Below are 13,898 nucleotides of genomic sequence, written 5' to 3'. Positions count from 1 at the left end.
TCTGGTTATATCGTAACATAGTTTCTTACTGACTTAGGAACAGGACCCCTTGTCAATGCTCATATAAAGCCAGCACTTCGCTTGCGTGACCCCGGATTTCTTCCTGTAACGCTAACGGTTCAAGTACCTTGACTTCCCGACCGAGTCCAAACAATTGCCGGCCGAGAAACGGGAGTTCCAGTCGAGGTACCGACCATGTCCGTTGCTCGTTGAGCGGTAAAATCCCTTCGAGCAACCGTTCGCCGAGCGGTGTCAACTCAAGAAGGACCGTCACCTGTTCTCCTGCTTCATTTAAATGTTCTGCTTCTTCGAACGTCATTCGTTTCGACGGGATCGTCGTCTCAGTCACCTGTTCTATCCGGTCAACGCGGTACTGGCGCAATCCCCGCTCCGTCTGCGCGAGCAGATACCAGCGGTTGCGATCAAACGTCAAACCAATCGGATCGATTAGGATTGTTCTACGACCGCTTGTCGTCTCGTAAGTGATTTCGCCTTTCACTTCCGCCTCCATCAAACGCAACAAGTTACGCGTCAAGGGAGACGCCGGTGTATCCGGTCGCGCAAAGCGGACCCGTCCTTTGAGACGATCGAGCTTGACTTCGAGATCCCCCGGCAGTTCATGCAGATACCATTCGGCAAGATTGCCGCGTAATGCCCCAAACGGCAAATCGGGAATCTGACCGACCCAGTCGATCATCAAAAACAACGTGATGGCTTCCTGTTCCCGTAAGGCAAGCGGCGGCAACAAACGATTTGGTAATACCCGGTATCCACCGGCCGGTCCGCGTTCACTGTAAATCGGGTAGCCGTTCGCTTCGAGTTCGAGCAAATCACGTTGAATCGTCCGCAAGGAAACACCACATGCTTCCGCCAGTTCCCGTGCCGTCAACAGCTGCTGCCGGTTGAGCAGACGCATCACTTTTAAATGTCGGCTTTTCATAAAATATTCCTCCTCTAATTACGACATCTTTTGTCATGATTATACCGTAGACTAAGTATAGATTGAACATAAGGAGGAGTTACGATGACCAAAACCGTTTTATATATTGCCTGCAGTCTGGATGGAAAAATCGCGCGTTTGGACAATTCCCTCGATTGGTTGTTTGCCGTCGAAGGAGACGGTGACAATGGCTACGCGGCGTTCATGGAAGACGTCGGAGCCGTCATCATGGGTCGGAAGACGTTTGACGAGGTCTTGGTGCTGAGCGAGGAGTACCCCTATCCCGCAATCGACAACTACGTCTTGACCCGACAGAACGGTAAACAGTCGGAACATGCGACCTTCACGAATGAACCGCTCGATGTGTTGCTCGAACGGATCAGTCCGTCGATCGACGGTAAGATTTGGCTGATCGGCGGCGGTGAATTGATTCAAGAAGCCTTACGGTTGCAACTGATTGATCAGCTCGAACTGGCGATCGCTCCGGTCGTCCTCGGCAGCGGGATCTCGCTGTTTCCGGAAGGGACGCTTGAAACCCGCTTCCGCCTGACCGGTTGCCGTCCGTCCGGACAGTTCATCATGGCAACCTATGATGTCTTGAAGTAATCTACAGCACAAGCAAAAAACCTTTGAAACGATGCATTTAATCCCTGCATCGTTTCAAAGGTTTTTCTTATGATGACGGTCGATTATTTAGTCCGTTCTGTCGTAGTCATCGACCACCGACACGATGACATTACCAAACTTCCGTCCGGCATCGACGTACCGGTGGGCGGCGACAATCTCCTCAAGCGGATACACCGTATCGATGACCGCTTTCAGGTCTCCTGCTTCAAACCACTCATTCAGCAGCCTCAAATCTTTCTTCAGCGCCCGTGCGACGCCTTGTCCGGCGACTGAACGAAACGCTCCGTCCGCTTCGACGTGCTGACGCGCTGTCCGTTTATCCACTTTCCCGGAGGCATCAAACACGGCGTCATTCCTCGTTAACGAAGCATCGTAGCCCGGTTTTGTATAGTCGACGACGACATCTGCGCCAAGACGTGTGACCAGTTCAGCATTCCGTCCGCTGCAGACGGCCGTCACATGAAGACCATATTGTTTCGAAATCTGGACGGCAATTGAACCGACGGCTCCGGACGCCCCGTAAATCAAGATCGACTTTGACTGCTCGAGGTTCAGTTTCCGGAAAAAATGGAGGACGGTCGTTCCGCCAAACGGAAGACCGGCTGCTTCTGCGAAATTCGCGTTGCGCGGCATCTGCTCCACACATTTGTTTTCCTTGATGCAGGCATACTCGGCGTAGCCGCCAAAGCGCATCCCGGTCAGGGCGTAGACCCGATCGCCGACTTTGAAGTCCTTCACTCGGTTGCCCGTCGCAACGACTTCGCCTGCTAAGACAACTCCTAAAATCGGCTGTCTCGGTGCTTTCCATCCGACGACGAGACGCATCGGAAGCTTTCCTGCTGCCGGGACATCGAGTGCCCGCATCCGCCGGTCTCCTGAGTGAACAGCGGATGCATATACCTGAATCAGCAGATCAAATGCTTTCGGGACAGGTTTTTCGACCTCTTGCAACTTCAACACATCCGGTGGACCATAGGCAGTACAAATGACGGCTTTCATCGTATCCCTCCTCAAGCAGATTTGTTACTTAAAGGAATACGACAACGGAGCCTTGAAAGCCTGCTTGATGCCTGTTCGTTTTACCTGAGACACGACATTATCATGCTTTCGGTTTTGTCTTTTTCGGTTTCGGTTCCGTCCATTTAAAGATGCCGTTCATGAAGTTATAAATCCGTTTTGATTCCTTCGTCATCAGTGGTCCGAGAATTGCGAGAATCAAGACGTACAAGGCGGAAAACGGTGACAGGATATCCATCAGTCCGCCGGCGATCCCGAGATTTGCGACGATAATCGAAAATTCACCGCGGGAGACGATTGTCAGTCCAATGTTCGAGGATGCTTTGTGCGACAGTCCGGCTCTGCGTCCGGCAATCATCCCGGCGACGTAGTTTCCGACAATCGTGATGACGACGGCACCAAGTGCAAGCCAAACGGCATCGAGCAACATTGTCGGATCAATGCTGAGCCCGAAGCTGAAGAAGAAGATCGCTCCAAAGAAATCACGGAACGGAACGACGAGGTGTTCAATCCGTTCCCCTTGATCCGTCTCGGAAAAGACGAGTCCAAGCAGTAAGGCACCGATCGCTTCCGCGACATGAATCGTTTCCGAGAAACCGGCGACGAAGAACAAGGCGGCGAAGACGACGATGATAAACACTTCGTCCGAAGCAATCTTCAGCATCCGGTTGAGGAGTGGTGTCGCCTTTCGGGCAATGACGAAGAACAGCAGCATGTAACCGAGGGCGATTAAAATTGACGTAACAGATGACAATAACGTCGTCCCGTCGCCAAGCAGGAGTCCTGATAAGACGGACAGGTAGACGGCGAGGAAGATGTCCTCGAACATGATGATGCCGAGAATCAATTCCGTTTCCGTGTTCCCGGTCCGGCGCAGGTCGACCAGGACTTTCGCCACGATGGCACTGGATGAGATCGTGATGATTCCGGCGATGATCAACACTTCATATAATGGGAAGCCGGCGATGAAGCCATACAGCAGACCACCGGTAAAGTTAATCGATAAATAAATTGTTCCACTCGTAACGATTGATTTACCCGACCGGATCAATTTACCGATCGAAAACTCCAATCCTAGATAAAATAAGAGGAACAGGACACCGATGCGTCCGAGGAAGCTGATAAACTCAGCACTTTCAATGAACTTGAAGTCTAGTATCCCGATTGTCGGAGCGTGCGGCCCAACGATCATTCCTAAAACGATTAAAAACGGAATGATCGAAAAATTCAATTTATTCGCAAGCAATGCTGCGATCGCCACTAAGATAAGCGCGGTACCGACTTCAAATATTAAATGATCCATCTATCATCCGCCTCCTTCAATTGAGAATAGAGCTTTCGTGATGTGGCGGACGTTTTGACGTTCTCCGGACAAGACGATGGTATCACCCGCTTCAAGACGTGTTTCCGGTCCCGGATTCAATGTTTTTGATTTATCGTGTTTCAGAACCGCGATGATCGAGATGTCATATTGATTGCGAACATCCAGCTCACCGATCGTCCGGTTATTGACGGCTGAATCCTGCCCGATCTTGAACCATTCGATGACGAGATCGTCAAACGCCAGTTCAATTTTTTCCAAGTCTTTCGGTTTATAGGCCAGCCCACCTAAAATACCAGCCATCTGACGGGCTTCGGCGTCATTAAACGTCACGCTCGAGATGCTCTCATCAAAATCGTCATCATCGTAATGGTGCATTTCCCGGCGTCCGTCGTCATGGACGATCACGACCACCTTATCTCCCCGTGTTGTAATGCCTTCGAACTTCCGTCCGATTCCCGGTAAATCTACTTCGCGCATATCCATTTTTCTATTTCCTCCTTTGAGTTGGTCAATCTGATTGGTTCACAGATGATGATGTGCTTTTTGGATGAGCGACTTGAACTTTTCGTCGCTCAATATATCTTGAAGGTCATGCAGCTGTTGTAAATCCGCTTTCGCCATGATGACAAACCCGTCTTCCTCGATGAATGCAACGCGATCTCCTTCCTCCACCTGTAACGCTTGTCTGATTTTTTTCGGGATCGTGATTTGTCCTTTGGACGTCAACTTGGATAGCTCCATTCCGAACTTCCTTCTTTCTTTTTCTGATTTTCCTTACTTCCTTACTTTTCTTATTCCTAGCATAACATGCTTCCAGTTTAATTCCGAGTACTTTGCTTTGAATTAATAAAAAAGAATCAATTTCCTCGCTTAAATCCGTCTTCAGACGGGCAATCTTTCATGTGGGTTGTTCTATACTGACAGAAAGAAAGGAGAGATTGATCATGAAAAAATGGCGTTTAGTTTATTTGCAACTGGTTTTCGCCGGAATACTGATTAGTTTGTTCGGATTAGCAGGAGTCGCTATTTCAGTGCTCATCAAAGGGTCACAAAAAGGATTTTCGATCCCCTTTTTACTCGATAAGCCGGGCTATTTTATTTTGATGGCGGGACTATTGGCATTCATCCCATGTCTGATTGCCTTAATCCATATCTTGAAAATTCTTCGTTCCTTCAAATCGAACGCAACCGCTGCTGCAGTTGCTTCTTCATTCGGAATCATCACAATTTGTGGTTATATCATCAGTGCCGTCGCAATTTGTTTGTTCCCTGTTATGTTTATTGTCGCCGACCGTGATGATGCGCCCGGTCTCATTCTTTTTGCCTTTTTACTGATTTTGATTCCCTTTACGTTGAGCGTAGTCAGTTCTCTTTTTCAATCAATCATCAGAAATTACGTGAGGACTGACCTTACAAATCCTTAACAGAACAAAAAGTATATCTGATTTAGAACAAGGGATTTAGAACAAAGGACGGATTTTAAAATCCGTTCTTATTTCGTCAAACTACTTTTCAACTAAACAGATGAATATCCTGAGCGAATCAATTTACAATTTATGTTAAAATAGGATGTAAACTATATAACTTAATTTTACTTAAGGACGGTGTGAATACTAAATGAAGATCCTGATCGGCCAACCAAAACAGGAAACCCAACTCGAACAATTACGACGTGAGATTGCTGCTCATCCTGAAATAGATCTGCTGCTGTATCCGGAAGGGTATTGCCGCGAGACGGATGTCGCGACGTTGCGTCAGTTAGCAAAACAGTATGCAACAATCATCGTGACCGGTTACCGCGATGCAGATCGATTAGACCGGGCACTGATCATCAATACAGCCGGCGACATCCTGCTCGACCGGGCGAAAACACCGGAAGCGGGTCCACTCTATACACCGTCGACGGCTATCGTTGCCGGACAATCAGCCGGGTATTTACTTTGTCGTGAAATCTTTCTCGGACTCGATGGTCTGAAGAACGACAACATTGATATCATCTTTAATCCGATCGGTGTCGGGATGTTCAGTGAGGAACAATACACGGACTGGTCGGGGGAATCTCAAAAAATCAGCCACCAGCAGTCAGCGCTGTTCATCGGAACGAGTCACGCCGACGGCTCTTACCGCAATTGCGGTTTCTCGATTCCGACGGCATTTGCGTTTGATGCGACCGGCGAAGCCATTTTCCTTTCAAAAGATGATCCGCAGACACGGATTCTCGATACCGTGACGAAAACGGTTGAAATCATAGATGTTTTTTCCTTCGAGCAGACACTTTAATCAGAAAACCCCCCCAATCCGGCTCACCGGCTTGGGGGGGGTTCGTCTCATTGATGCTGTTTCGTATTGTACTCCGAACCTTGACGCATCGTAACGTACTCATCACGTAACAGCGAATACATTTTGACGTCGTGAAATGCTCCTTTAATAAAGATTAACCGGCGTAACGTTCCTTCGTACGTCATGCCGACTTTTTCCATCACCCGGGCGGAACCGATATTACCTTCCATGCACCGCGCCTGAATCCGCTCGAGCTTGAGTTCTTCAAAACCGAATGTCATGACGCATTCGACCGCTTCCGTGACGATCCCTTTGCCCCAGAACTGACGCGATAACGCATAACCGAGTTCTGCTTGTTTATTCTCATCCAACAACAGATGAATGAAATCGATTGTCCCGATCATCTTGCCGGTTTCTTTCCATTCGATGGCCCAAGGTGCTTCTTTCCCTTGCGCGTAGTTCGACAAGACATAGTTCAAAAACTGTTCCGCCTGTTCGATCGTCTGATTGGCATTCCAGGTCACATAACGGGCGGTTTCATCGTCTTGTGTATATTCGAATAAGTCATCACGATCACTTTCTTGAAGCGGCCGCAGGATCAATCGTTTGGTCTCAAGGACCGGTAAGTGCTGGTAAAATTCCGTTGTCGTCATATCAGTTGCCCCCGTTCCTTTTTACCATTATACGGAAAAAATATCGTGAATGCGATATAGTAAAGAAAGAATTTTGAAGGAGGTAAAAAAATGCCTTTTCAAGCTGTCCCGATGACATTTGACTATGCGACCACCATTTTAAATTGGATATATTCTTCCCCTTACGATTTTTACAATATGGAGACGTCGGAGGAAGCATATGCCGAACTGCTGGACGCTTCCTATCAGGCCGTCATCGATCAAGCACAACTGGTCGGCTTCTTCTGTACCGGCCGATCCGCTCAAGTACCACCCGGTTGTCCGCTCGGACTGTACCCAGATGATTATTTGGATATCGGACTCGGACGCCAGCCTGAACTGACCGGGCAAGGAACGGGCTTCGCGTTTTGTTCGTTTGTCCTCGAGACCGTCAATGCCAAATCGTCGTTACCACTCCGTTTGACGGTCGCTTCGTTTAACGAACGGGCGATTCATCTGTACGAACAGCTTGGATTTCGACGACAAGCCACTTTTTCGACGACGCACGCCACGTTTCTCATCATGACGCAATCTCATACGTAAAACGCCATTCCGATTTTATTCCGGGATGGCATTTTCCTCTTAAATAAATAACTGAAGATAATCGTCAAAAATCCGTGTCATGACTTTTGGTGTATTTGCGATATAGACGTTGATCTGCTCCTGATTCGATTGAAGCGGATCAAGACCCGTCTCATCGGTCGGAAAATCTGAGATGCCTTTGATGATGATGCACTCGATCTCATTTTTCCGGCAGATGTAAGCGATTGCCGCCGCTTCCGTATCAGCGACCGTGATACCGTTTTCCTGCAGTTCCAAATAATCGCGCCACATGACGACAGCGCGGTCAGCTGTCCCGATTGTAGCGTTCCCGTCGATGCCGTATTTCGTGACATCGATTGGCACGACAAACGACGGTTTTAGCAACGGTTCAATTTCCTTGACCGTACAGTCATATTGAACGGCACGATCCGGAATAATGATGTCGAGTACGTCAAACCGTTTATCGATGCCGGCACACGTTCCGACGACGAGCACTTTCGTGATTGGAAAATGCGCCAGCATGTACTGATTCCCGCCGACACCGTTTACTTTGCGGACACTGGTGCTGTAAAAGACGACCAGTGTCCCGTTGATTACCCGGAAAAAATATTTTCCATACGGATACGTCATCCGTTCCGTTTCTTTCACGTGAAAGTAATCTAACGTCGCTTCGAATTCCCAAACCGTCGCGATGCTAATACCAACCATGAAGCGGTGTTTGCCAACCGTCTCCAAACTCAATCCCATTTTTCCTCTTCATCCATCCAAATCTGCCGCTTCAAATCAAACGTTTCTCCTTCGTCATGGACATTAAAATAGGCTGGTAGTTGAACTCGCTCACCACCTGCTTGTTGCCAACACGTTCTGAACCAATCCGCAAAGAGTTGTCGCTCCTGTTCAATCAAGATTTCTTCATTTTCCTCATGGAACACATCAAAGTCATCCGCTTGTTTCGGTGTAACGTGATAATACCCCGCCTCGTCGAGCATCGATTTACTGCCGGCAAACCCGGGTGTCCCTGCTTCTTCAAACACTTCATTGGCTTCCCGGTCCATCGAAAAGAACATGATTGATAGATCATGCCGCGACGGTTCGATAAATGCTGAAAAATCAAGAATCTCGACATCCGATGCAAAGGTTGCCTCTGCGATCACCTTCAAATTGTGGACCAGCACGTCTGTGTGCTGCGCAAGATTCGTTTTGATTGAAGCTAAATATTCATCAACTGTAAACATGGTTATAACCTCCATTACTATTTTGAATCATCCTGTATTTAGGATGATATCTGTTTATCCATACAAATAATGGATAACCATCTTCTTATCATCACGTCTTTTCCTTATTCAAGCAAGCCTTTTTTAGGGACAACAAATAACCTCCACCCGCTTCAGGTGGAGGTCTGTCTGATTAACGTTGTGCTGCTTTGTCATATGCCAAGTCTTGTCCGTTTGTTGCGATGACCTGTTTGTACCAGTCGAACGAATCTTTTTTCATCCGTTCCATCGAGCCGTTCCCTTCGTTGTCACGGTCGACATAAATCATCCCGTAGCGTTTTTTCATCTCACCTGTCGTGAACGACACGATGTCGATGATGCCCCATGGTGTGTACCCCATTAATTCGACGCCGTCTTCCGTGACCGCTTCCGTCAATGCTTCGATGTGCGTCTTCAGGTAATCGATCCGCGCAGCATCATGAATCTTGCCGTCTTCAATCGTATCGACGGCCCCAAAGCCGTTTTCGACGATGAAGAGCGGGAGTTGGTACCGGTCATAGAGACGGTTCAGGACGTAGCGGAGTCCAATCGGATCAATCGCCCAACCCCAGTCGCTCGACTGGATGTACGGATTCTCGACACCGTTCGCCAGTCCCCCGTTGACGATGTTGCCTGTATTGTTGACAGTCGCGTCGTGCTTGACGGTCGTCGACATGTAGTAACTGAAGCCGATATAGTCGACCGTTCCGTTTTTCAGGATCTCGTCGTCACCGTCGAGAATCGGAATCTGATACCCTTCGCGTTCGAACTCTTTTAAGGCATAGTTCGGATAATAACCGCGCGCTTGAACATCCGGGAAGAAATAGCGCTGACGCATCGATTTTTCCGCCAGCATGACGTCTTCCGGATGCGACGAGTACGGATAGATCGGGACGTGTGAAATCATCGCCCCGATCTGGAAGTCGGGATTGATCGCTTTTCCTTTCGCGACGACAAGGGCACTCGCAATCAGCTCGTGGTGACCGGTCTGATACATGACTTCCATCGCGTTTTCACCCGGCTCGACTTTGACACCGGAGTTCGTCCAGAGGAACAACGGATTTTCGACATCCATCTTATTATTGATTTCGTTGAACGTCATCCAGTACGTTACTTTGTCTTTGTAACGTGTGAAGCAGACTTCAGCGAACCGTTCGAAGAACTCGGCGACTTTCCGATTGCGGAACCCGCCGTATTCGCGGGCCAGATGCAACGGCATCTCGAAGTGTGATAACGTGATGATCGGTTCGATACCGTGTTTCAACAATTCGTCAAACACATCATCATAAAACTGCAGTCCGGCTTCGTTCGGTTCCGTTTCATCGCCGTTCGGGAAAATCCGGCTCCAGCCGATCGACGTCCGGAGACATTTCAGACCCATTTCAGCAAACAGGGCGATGTCTTCTTTATAGCGGTGATAAAAATCGATCGCTTCATGGTTCGGATAAAACGTTCCTTCTTCAATCGTCTCGGTGATCCGGCGGGCAACCCCGTGTTCACCAGCCGTCATGACATCGACGACGCTTGGTCCTTTGCCGCCGGCGTTCCAGCCGCCTTCAAATTGATGGGCAGCGAGTGCCCCGCCCCATAAAAAATCGTTTGGTAATGTCTTCATCTTCGTTTCCTCCTTGTATCTTTCTCTTATTTGACGATCGTTAAAATCGCTGTATTGGTTTCGACCGTTTCCTGTTGTACGACAATCACTTCCGCGTAACTCGACGCGTTCGTGACGATGACCGGTGTGATCGTCTGTAAGCCGTGCTGTTCGATGGCAGATGCGTCAAACGTCAATAACGTTTGCCCCGCTTCGACATGCGTTCCGTCTTCAACGTGTAACGTAAATGGCGTTCCGTCCAAACCGACCGTCTCGAGCCCGACGTGAATCAAGACTTCGACACCACTCGTCGACCGCAGACCGATCGCGTGTTTTGTCGGCGCAATCATGACGACAGTACCGGTGAACGGTGCGACGACCGTGTTTCCGGTTGGACGAATCGCCAAACCTTGCCCCATCGCTCCCGATGCAAAAACCTCATCCGGTACGTCCGACAGTGGCACGACTTGTCCCGCCAGTGGTGCTTGAATCGTTTCTTCGTTCGTCAACGTTGCACTGACTTCTTGTGCCGGAACCGGTGTTGTCGGCGTCGTCGTCACCGGGACGACTTTCTCTTCGCCAAAACCGAGAAGTTGAATCAAGACGATTGGTAAAATCAAGGCAATCGCCGTTCCGATCAATAATCCGACGATCGAAGACGGATAGTCGGAACTGATACCGTTGACGAGCGTCAATGGTCCCGGCAGACCGGCATAAGCGAAGTAATACGGTTTGAAGAAACTCGCGACGACCGCTCCAACCGCGCCCGAGATACAGCCATAGATGAACGGTTTCTTAAAGCGTAACGTCACCCCGTAGATCGCCGGTTCCGTAATCCCGAAAATCCCGGTCAGACCGGCTGAGACACCAACCTTTTTCGTTTCCTTGTTGCGGGTTTTTAAAATGACACCAATGACGGCACCGACTTGAGCGATGACAGCAATCGTCTGGTACGCCTGGAACGAATCCCGGCCGTATTGTTCGAAGTTCGACAGGACCATCGGCGTGACGCCCCAGTGAACGCCGAAGATGACGATGATCTGCCAAAAACCGCCGATGATCAGTCCGGCCAGCGCCGGTGCATTTTCCGCCAAATAATTGTATCCGTTTGCAATTCCTTCCGCTCCGAGGGTCGTGATCGGACCGATGACGAGAATCGTCAACGGCACCATGATGACCATGCTGAAGAACGGGACGAATAATGGTTTGATGACGTCATTGATCGTCCGGTTCAAGAACCGTTCGAGATAGGACAGCAACCAGACGAGGAACAACGGTGGCAAGACCGATGACGTGTAAGTCGTTCCTGATAAGGCGATGCCGATGAACGAAATCGATTCACCGGACGTGATCCGTCCGGCTATCTCGGCCCAAGTCGGACTGACGAGTGCCGCACTACAGGCAACAGCGATGAACTGATTGACTTTAAAGTGATTCGCTGCCGTGATCGCAATGAAAATCGGCAGGAATGTGAACGGTGCCCACGAGATAAAGCTGAACACTTCATATGTTCCCGTCGCGGCAAAGTCTTTAAACACAAGTGAAATTAAGATGAGTGCCCCTTGCAGGATACCGGCTGCCGCCAAGATATAGACGAACGGTGCAAAGACAGCAGACATCGTTGCGATGATCCGGTTCAAGATGGTTCCTTTGGGTGTTTCGGTTCCCTGATCCGAATTCCCGTCCTCTAATGAAACAAGTGGTCGAAACGCTTCATAAACTTCCCCGACATGCTGTCCGATGACGATCTGGAACTGACCGCCTGATTCGACAACCGTGATGACGCCCGGTAAGGCAGCGACTTGATCTTTCGCTTTCGCATCCGACCGTTTCAACACTAAACGCAGCCGGGTCGCACACCGCGCGACACTGATGATATTGTCCTCGCCGCCAACCGCCTCCAAAATCGAATGCGCCAGCTGCTGATAATCCCGCACTTTACTCATCCCTGAACCTCCTTATGTTGTAAATTCGCATCGTACGTTCTTATTATAATTGTACATGCACAATTTATCAATCCATATTTAATTTAATTATCCATATTATTTAGTTTGAAATCGTCTTATGCTATAGTAAAAAAGCAGAACAATTACTGGAAAATGAGGGTGAACCATGCTGAAATACCAACAGACGGCAACGGAAATAGAAGCCTATATCGAGCAACACGCGTTACAGCAAGGAGATAAATTACCGGTTCTTGATCAATTAATCCGTCAATTTGAAGTTAGCAAGACGACGATGACGAAAGCACTGGAATTATTGGAGCGAAAAGGCATCATTTTTCAAGTCCGCGGCAGCGGGATTTTTGTTCGGAAGACGAATCGGAAAGGCTATATCGAACTGTTTTCGACGCAAGGTTTTAAACAGAATCTCGTCGAGCACGACATCCAGTCCAAAGTCCTGTCGTTTGAGCTGATTCCGTGTCCGGAAGCGATCGCTGAAAATCTCGGCTGCACGACCAGTGACATGGTTTATTTCATTAAACGGATCCGCTACATTGACGGCAACATCATGTGCCTTGAGGAATCGTATTACCGTCAGATGATCGTGCCTTACTTAAACCGGGAAATCGTCGAACAATCGATCTTCGAGTATCTCGAAACGGCACTTGGACTGAACATCGGGTTCTCGGACATGTATATGCATGTCGGCAAGTTGCCGGACTCGATTGCGGAACACTTGGAGCTGACAGCCGGTGATCCGGCCTTAACAGTCGAGACGATCTTCCACCTGACGAACGGCCGACCGTTCGACTATTCCGTCATCACTTATCATTATGAACACTCGCAATTCGTCGTTCAGGCGAACGGCTTGTATTTATGAGGGGGATGGTCGCATGAATGAAGAAATATTGTTTTTTTACGCACTTTTCGCAGGCGGGATCGTCTGTATAATCTTGAGCATCTTGTTATACTTCTGGCTCCGCGAGGATACCGGAATCGAATTTTCTACGTTTGGCCGACTCGTTTTCATGTGTTTACTCGGCGTCGGACTCATCTGGTATACGGCTCCGAGTCTGAAATACGTCTTCTATCATGACTATGCGACAATCAAAGGAACATGTACGGTGGAATACGATGATCAATCCTCACCGCGAACGATGGACCTTTATTACGACAAAACAGATGACTATTTCAGTTTCTTTGACCGGGCCGACCTCGGCGCTTATGGTCCGGATGTCCCGTATACGTGTCATGTGACCACCACAAAAGATCAGGAATTCGAGATTTCTTACCGGCTCTATGATGTTAAGACAAACCGGTTACTCTATTCGTCTGAATAATGGATCCGTTTAAAAAGGAGTACCGTTTAGATTATGTCATTACTATTTTTTACACTGGCCGGACTTGCTGAAATTGGCGGTGGTTATCTAATTTGGCTGTGATTGCGGGAGGGACTGCCTGCTTATTTCGGATTGCTCGGCGGACTTTCGCTTGCATTGTACGGGGTCATCGCAACCTGGCAGACGTTCCCGACTTTCGGCCGGGTCTATGCCGCATATGGCGGAGTATTTATTGTCCTTTCGCTGCTTTGGAGTGCCGGCATCGATAAAAAAACACCCGATTTTTACGACTGGCTTGGTGGCGGGATTTGTCTGATCGGGGTAGCTGTCATCTTATTTGGTCCGAGGAGTTAATACTTACAGGAA

At 48.8% G+C, this 13,898-nt stretch carries 16 protein-coding genes and 1 pseudogene; 7 read left to right on the top strand and 10 right to left on the bottom strand.

Translation table 11 applies throughout. The annotated features are described in order from the left end of the window. Positions 1–52: 52 nt before the first annotated feature. Positions 53–940, bottom strand: coding sequence for a helix-turn-helix transcriptional regulator (locus EXIG_RS07590; RefSeq protein ID WP_012370344.1), 888 nt, complete (start codon positions 938–940; stop codon positions 53–55). A gap of 84 nt (positions 941–1,024) precedes the next feature. Between EXIG_RS07590 and EXIG_RS07585 the strand changes: the two genes are divergently transcribed. Then, positions 1,025–1,546, top strand: a complete 522-nt coding sequence (locus EXIG_RS07585) for a dihydrofolate reductase family protein (protein WP_012370343.1) — start codon at positions 1,025–1,027, stop codon at positions 1,544–1,546. A gap of 87 nt (positions 1,547–1,633) precedes the next feature. On the opposite strand, the gene EXIG_RS07580 is transcribed toward EXIG_RS07585, so the two are convergent. The 4 genes from EXIG_RS07580 to EXIG_RS07565 form a co-directional block, all read right to left on the bottom strand. Next, entirely contained in the window at positions 1,634–2,566 is a 933-nt protein-coding gene (locus EXIG_RS07580; RefSeq protein WP_012370342.1) for an NAD(P)-dependent alcohol dehydrogenase, read from the bottom strand. A gap of 100 nt (positions 2,567–2,666) precedes the next feature. After that, positions 2,667–3,887 carry a cation:proton antiporter gene (locus EXIG_RS07575; protein WP_012370341.1) on the bottom strand — a complete coding sequence of 407 codons (1,221 nt, stop codon included), beginning with the start codon at positions 3,885–3,887 and terminating at the stop codon, positions 2,667–2,669. Positions 3,888–3,890: 3 nt separating this feature from the next. Beyond that, positions 3,891–4,391, bottom strand: a complete 501-nt coding sequence (locus EXIG_RS07570; RefSeq protein WP_012370340.1) for a cation:proton antiporter regulatory subunit — start codon at positions 4,389–4,391, stop codon at positions 3,891–3,893. A 39-nt stretch (positions 4,392–4,430) separates the two neighbouring features. After that, on the bottom strand, positions 4,431–4,649 hold the full coding sequence (locus EXIG_RS07565; RefSeq protein ID WP_012370339.1) for an AbrB/MazE/SpoVT family DNA-binding domain-containing protein: 219 nt from the start codon (positions 4,647–4,649) through the stop codon (positions 4,431–4,433). 203 nt (positions 4,650–4,852) lie between these two features. Between EXIG_RS07565 and EXIG_RS07560 the strand changes: the two genes are divergently transcribed. Continuing rightward, positions 4,853–5,332, top strand: coding sequence for a DUF2975 domain-containing protein (locus tag EXIG_RS07560; RefSeq protein ID WP_012370338.1), 480 nt, complete (start codon positions 4,853–4,855; stop codon positions 5,330–5,332). Between the two features lie 193 nt (positions 5,333–5,525). Beyond that, on the top strand, positions 5,526–6,188 hold the full coding sequence (locus tag EXIG_RS07555) for a hypothetical protein (RefSeq protein WP_012370337.1): 663 nt from the start codon (positions 5,526–5,528) through the stop codon (positions 6,186–6,188). Positions 6,189–6,235: 47 nt separating this feature from the next. On the opposite strand, the gene EXIG_RS07550 is transcribed toward EXIG_RS07555, so the two are convergent. Continuing rightward, positions 6,236–6,841 (bottom strand): GNAT family N-acetyltransferase, encoded by a 606-nt coding sequence (locus EXIG_RS07550; RefSeq protein ID WP_012370336.1) that lies wholly within the window; start codon positions 6,839–6,841, stop codon positions 6,236–6,238. A gap of 90 nt (positions 6,842–6,931) precedes the next feature. On the opposite strand from EXIG_RS07550, the gene EXIG_RS07545 reads away from it, so the two are divergent. After that, entirely contained in the window at positions 6,932–7,402 is a 471-nt protein-coding gene (locus EXIG_RS07545; protein WP_012370335.1) for a GNAT family N-acetyltransferase, read from the top strand. 39 nt (positions 7,403–7,441) lie between these two features. Here the strand turns inward: EXIG_RS07545 and EXIG_RS07540 are convergent, their stop codons facing one another. The 4 genes from EXIG_RS07540 to EXIG_RS07525 form a co-directional block, all read right to left on the bottom strand. After that, positions 7,442–8,149, bottom strand: coding sequence for a 5'-methylthioadenosine/S-adenosylhomocysteine nucleosidase family protein (locus EXIG_RS07540; protein ID WP_012370334.1), 708 nt, complete (start codon positions 8,147–8,149; stop codon positions 7,442–7,444). Continuing rightward, positions 8,140–8,637 carry a hypothetical protein gene (locus EXIG_RS07535; RefSeq protein WP_012370333.1) on the bottom strand — a complete coding sequence of 166 codons (498 nt, stop codon included), beginning with the start codon at positions 8,635–8,637 and terminating at the stop codon, positions 8,140–8,142. The genes EXIG_RS07540 and EXIG_RS07535 overlap by 10 nt, the downstream gene beginning before the upstream one ends. A 172-nt stretch (positions 8,638–8,809) precedes the next feature. Further along, a complete protein-coding gene (gene bglA, locus EXIG_RS07530; protein ID WP_012370332.1) occupies positions 8,810–10,270 on the bottom strand; it encodes a 6-phospho-beta-glucosidase BglA in 1,461 nt (486 codons plus the stop codon). Positions 10,271–10,296: 26 nt separating this feature from the next. Beyond that, positions 10,297–12,195: a beta-glucoside-specific PTS transporter subunit IIABC gene (locus tag EXIG_RS07525; RefSeq protein WP_012370331.1), complete on the bottom strand. Its 1,899-nt coding sequence runs from the start codon at positions 12,193–12,195 to the stop codon at positions 10,297–10,299. Between the two features lie 166 nt (positions 12,196–12,361). Between EXIG_RS07525 and EXIG_RS07520 the strand changes: the two genes are divergently transcribed. The 3 genes and pseudogenes from EXIG_RS07520 to EXIG_RS07510 all read left to right on the top strand — a co-directional run bounded on the left by EXIG_RS07520 (position 12,362) and on the right by EXIG_RS07510 (position 13,886). Continuing rightward, entirely contained in the window at positions 12,362–13,072 is a 711-nt protein-coding gene (locus EXIG_RS07520; protein WP_012370330.1) for a GntR family transcriptional regulator, read from the top strand. 13 nt (positions 13,073–13,085) lie between these two features. After that, positions 13,086–13,532 carry a hypothetical protein gene (locus EXIG_RS07515; RefSeq protein ID WP_012370329.1) on the top strand — a complete coding sequence of 149 codons (447 nt, stop codon included), beginning with the start codon at positions 13,086–13,088 and terminating at the stop codon, positions 13,530–13,532. Between the two features lie 33 nt (positions 13,533–13,565). Next, positions 13,566–13,886 (top strand): annotated as a pseudogene (locus tag EXIG_RS07510) (YnfA family protein). Positions 13,887–13,898 lie beyond the last annotated feature (12 nt).

The organism is Exiguobacterium artemiae 255-15 (assembly GCF_000019905.1).
In the GTDB taxonomy this organism is placed as follows: Bacteria; Bacillota; Bacilli; order Exiguobacteriales; family Exiguobacteriaceae; genus Exiguobacterium_A; species Exiguobacterium_A artemiae.
Note: the sequence above shows the minus strand (reverse complement) of the source record. Positions and strands in the feature narration are given on the sequence as shown.

What these genes read in the sequence shown, in the direction of transcription:
- EXIG_RS07590 (WP_012370344.1), bottom strand. Translation starts at nt 940, where the DNA reads ATGAAAAGCCGACATTTAAAAGTGATGCGTCTGCTCAACCGGCAGCAG.
- EXIG_RS07585 (WP_012370343.1), top strand. Translation starts at nt 1,025, where the DNA reads ATGACCAAAACCGTTTTATATATTGCCTGCAGTCTGGATGGAAAAATC.
- EXIG_RS07580 (WP_012370342.1), bottom strand. Translation starts at nt 2,566, where the DNA reads ATGAAAGCCGTCATTTGTACTGCCTATGGTCCACCGGATGTGTTGAAG.
- EXIG_RS07575 (WP_012370341.1), bottom strand. Translation starts at nt 3,887, where the DNA reads ATGGATCATTTAATATTTGAAGTCGGTACCGCGCTTATCTTAGTGGCG.
- EXIG_RS07570 (WP_012370340.1), bottom strand. Translation starts at nt 4,391, where the DNA reads ATGGATATGCGCGAAGTAGATTTACCGGGAATCGGACGGAAGTTCGAA.
- EXIG_RS07565 (WP_012370339.1), bottom strand. Translation starts at nt 4,649, where the DNA reads ATGGAGCTATCCAAGTTGACGTCCAAAGGACAAATCACGATCCCGAAA.
- EXIG_RS07560 (WP_012370338.1), top strand. Translation starts at nt 4,853, where the DNA reads ATGAAAAAATGGCGTTTAGTTTATTTGCAACTGGTTTTCGCCGGAATA.
- EXIG_RS07555 (WP_012370337.1), top strand. Translation starts at nt 5,526, where the DNA reads ATGAAGATCCTGATCGGCCAACCAAAACAGGAAACCCAACTCGAACAA.
- EXIG_RS07550 (WP_012370336.1), bottom strand. Translation starts at nt 6,841, where the DNA reads ATGACGACAACGGAATTTTACCAGCACTTACCGGTCCTTGAGACCAAA.
- EXIG_RS07545 (WP_012370335.1), top strand. Translation starts at nt 6,932, where the DNA reads ATGCCTTTTCAAGCTGTCCCGATGACATTTGACTATGCGACCACCATT.
- EXIG_RS07540 (WP_012370334.1), bottom strand. Translation starts at nt 8,149, where the DNA reads ATGGGATTGAGTTTGGAGACGGTTGGCAAACACCGCTTCATGGTTGGT.
- EXIG_RS07535 (WP_012370333.1), bottom strand. Translation starts at nt 8,637, where the DNA reads ATGTTTACAGTTGATGAATATTTAGCTTCAATCAAAACGAATCTTGCG.
- bglA (WP_012370332.1), bottom strand. Translation starts at nt 10,270, where the DNA reads ATGAAGACATTACCAAACGATTTTTTATGGGGCGGGGCACTCGCTGCC.
- EXIG_RS07525 (WP_012370331.1), bottom strand. Translation starts at nt 12,195, where the DNA reads ATGAGTAAAGTGCGGGATTATCAGCAGCTGGCGCATTCGATTTTGGAG.
- EXIG_RS07520 (WP_012370330.1), top strand. Translation starts at nt 12,362, where the DNA reads ATGCTGAAATACCAACAGACGGCAACGGAAATAGAAGCCTATATCGAG.
- EXIG_RS07515 (WP_012370329.1), top strand. Translation starts at nt 13,086, where the DNA reads ATGAATGAAGAAATATTGTTTTTTTACGCACTTTTCGCAGGCGGGATC.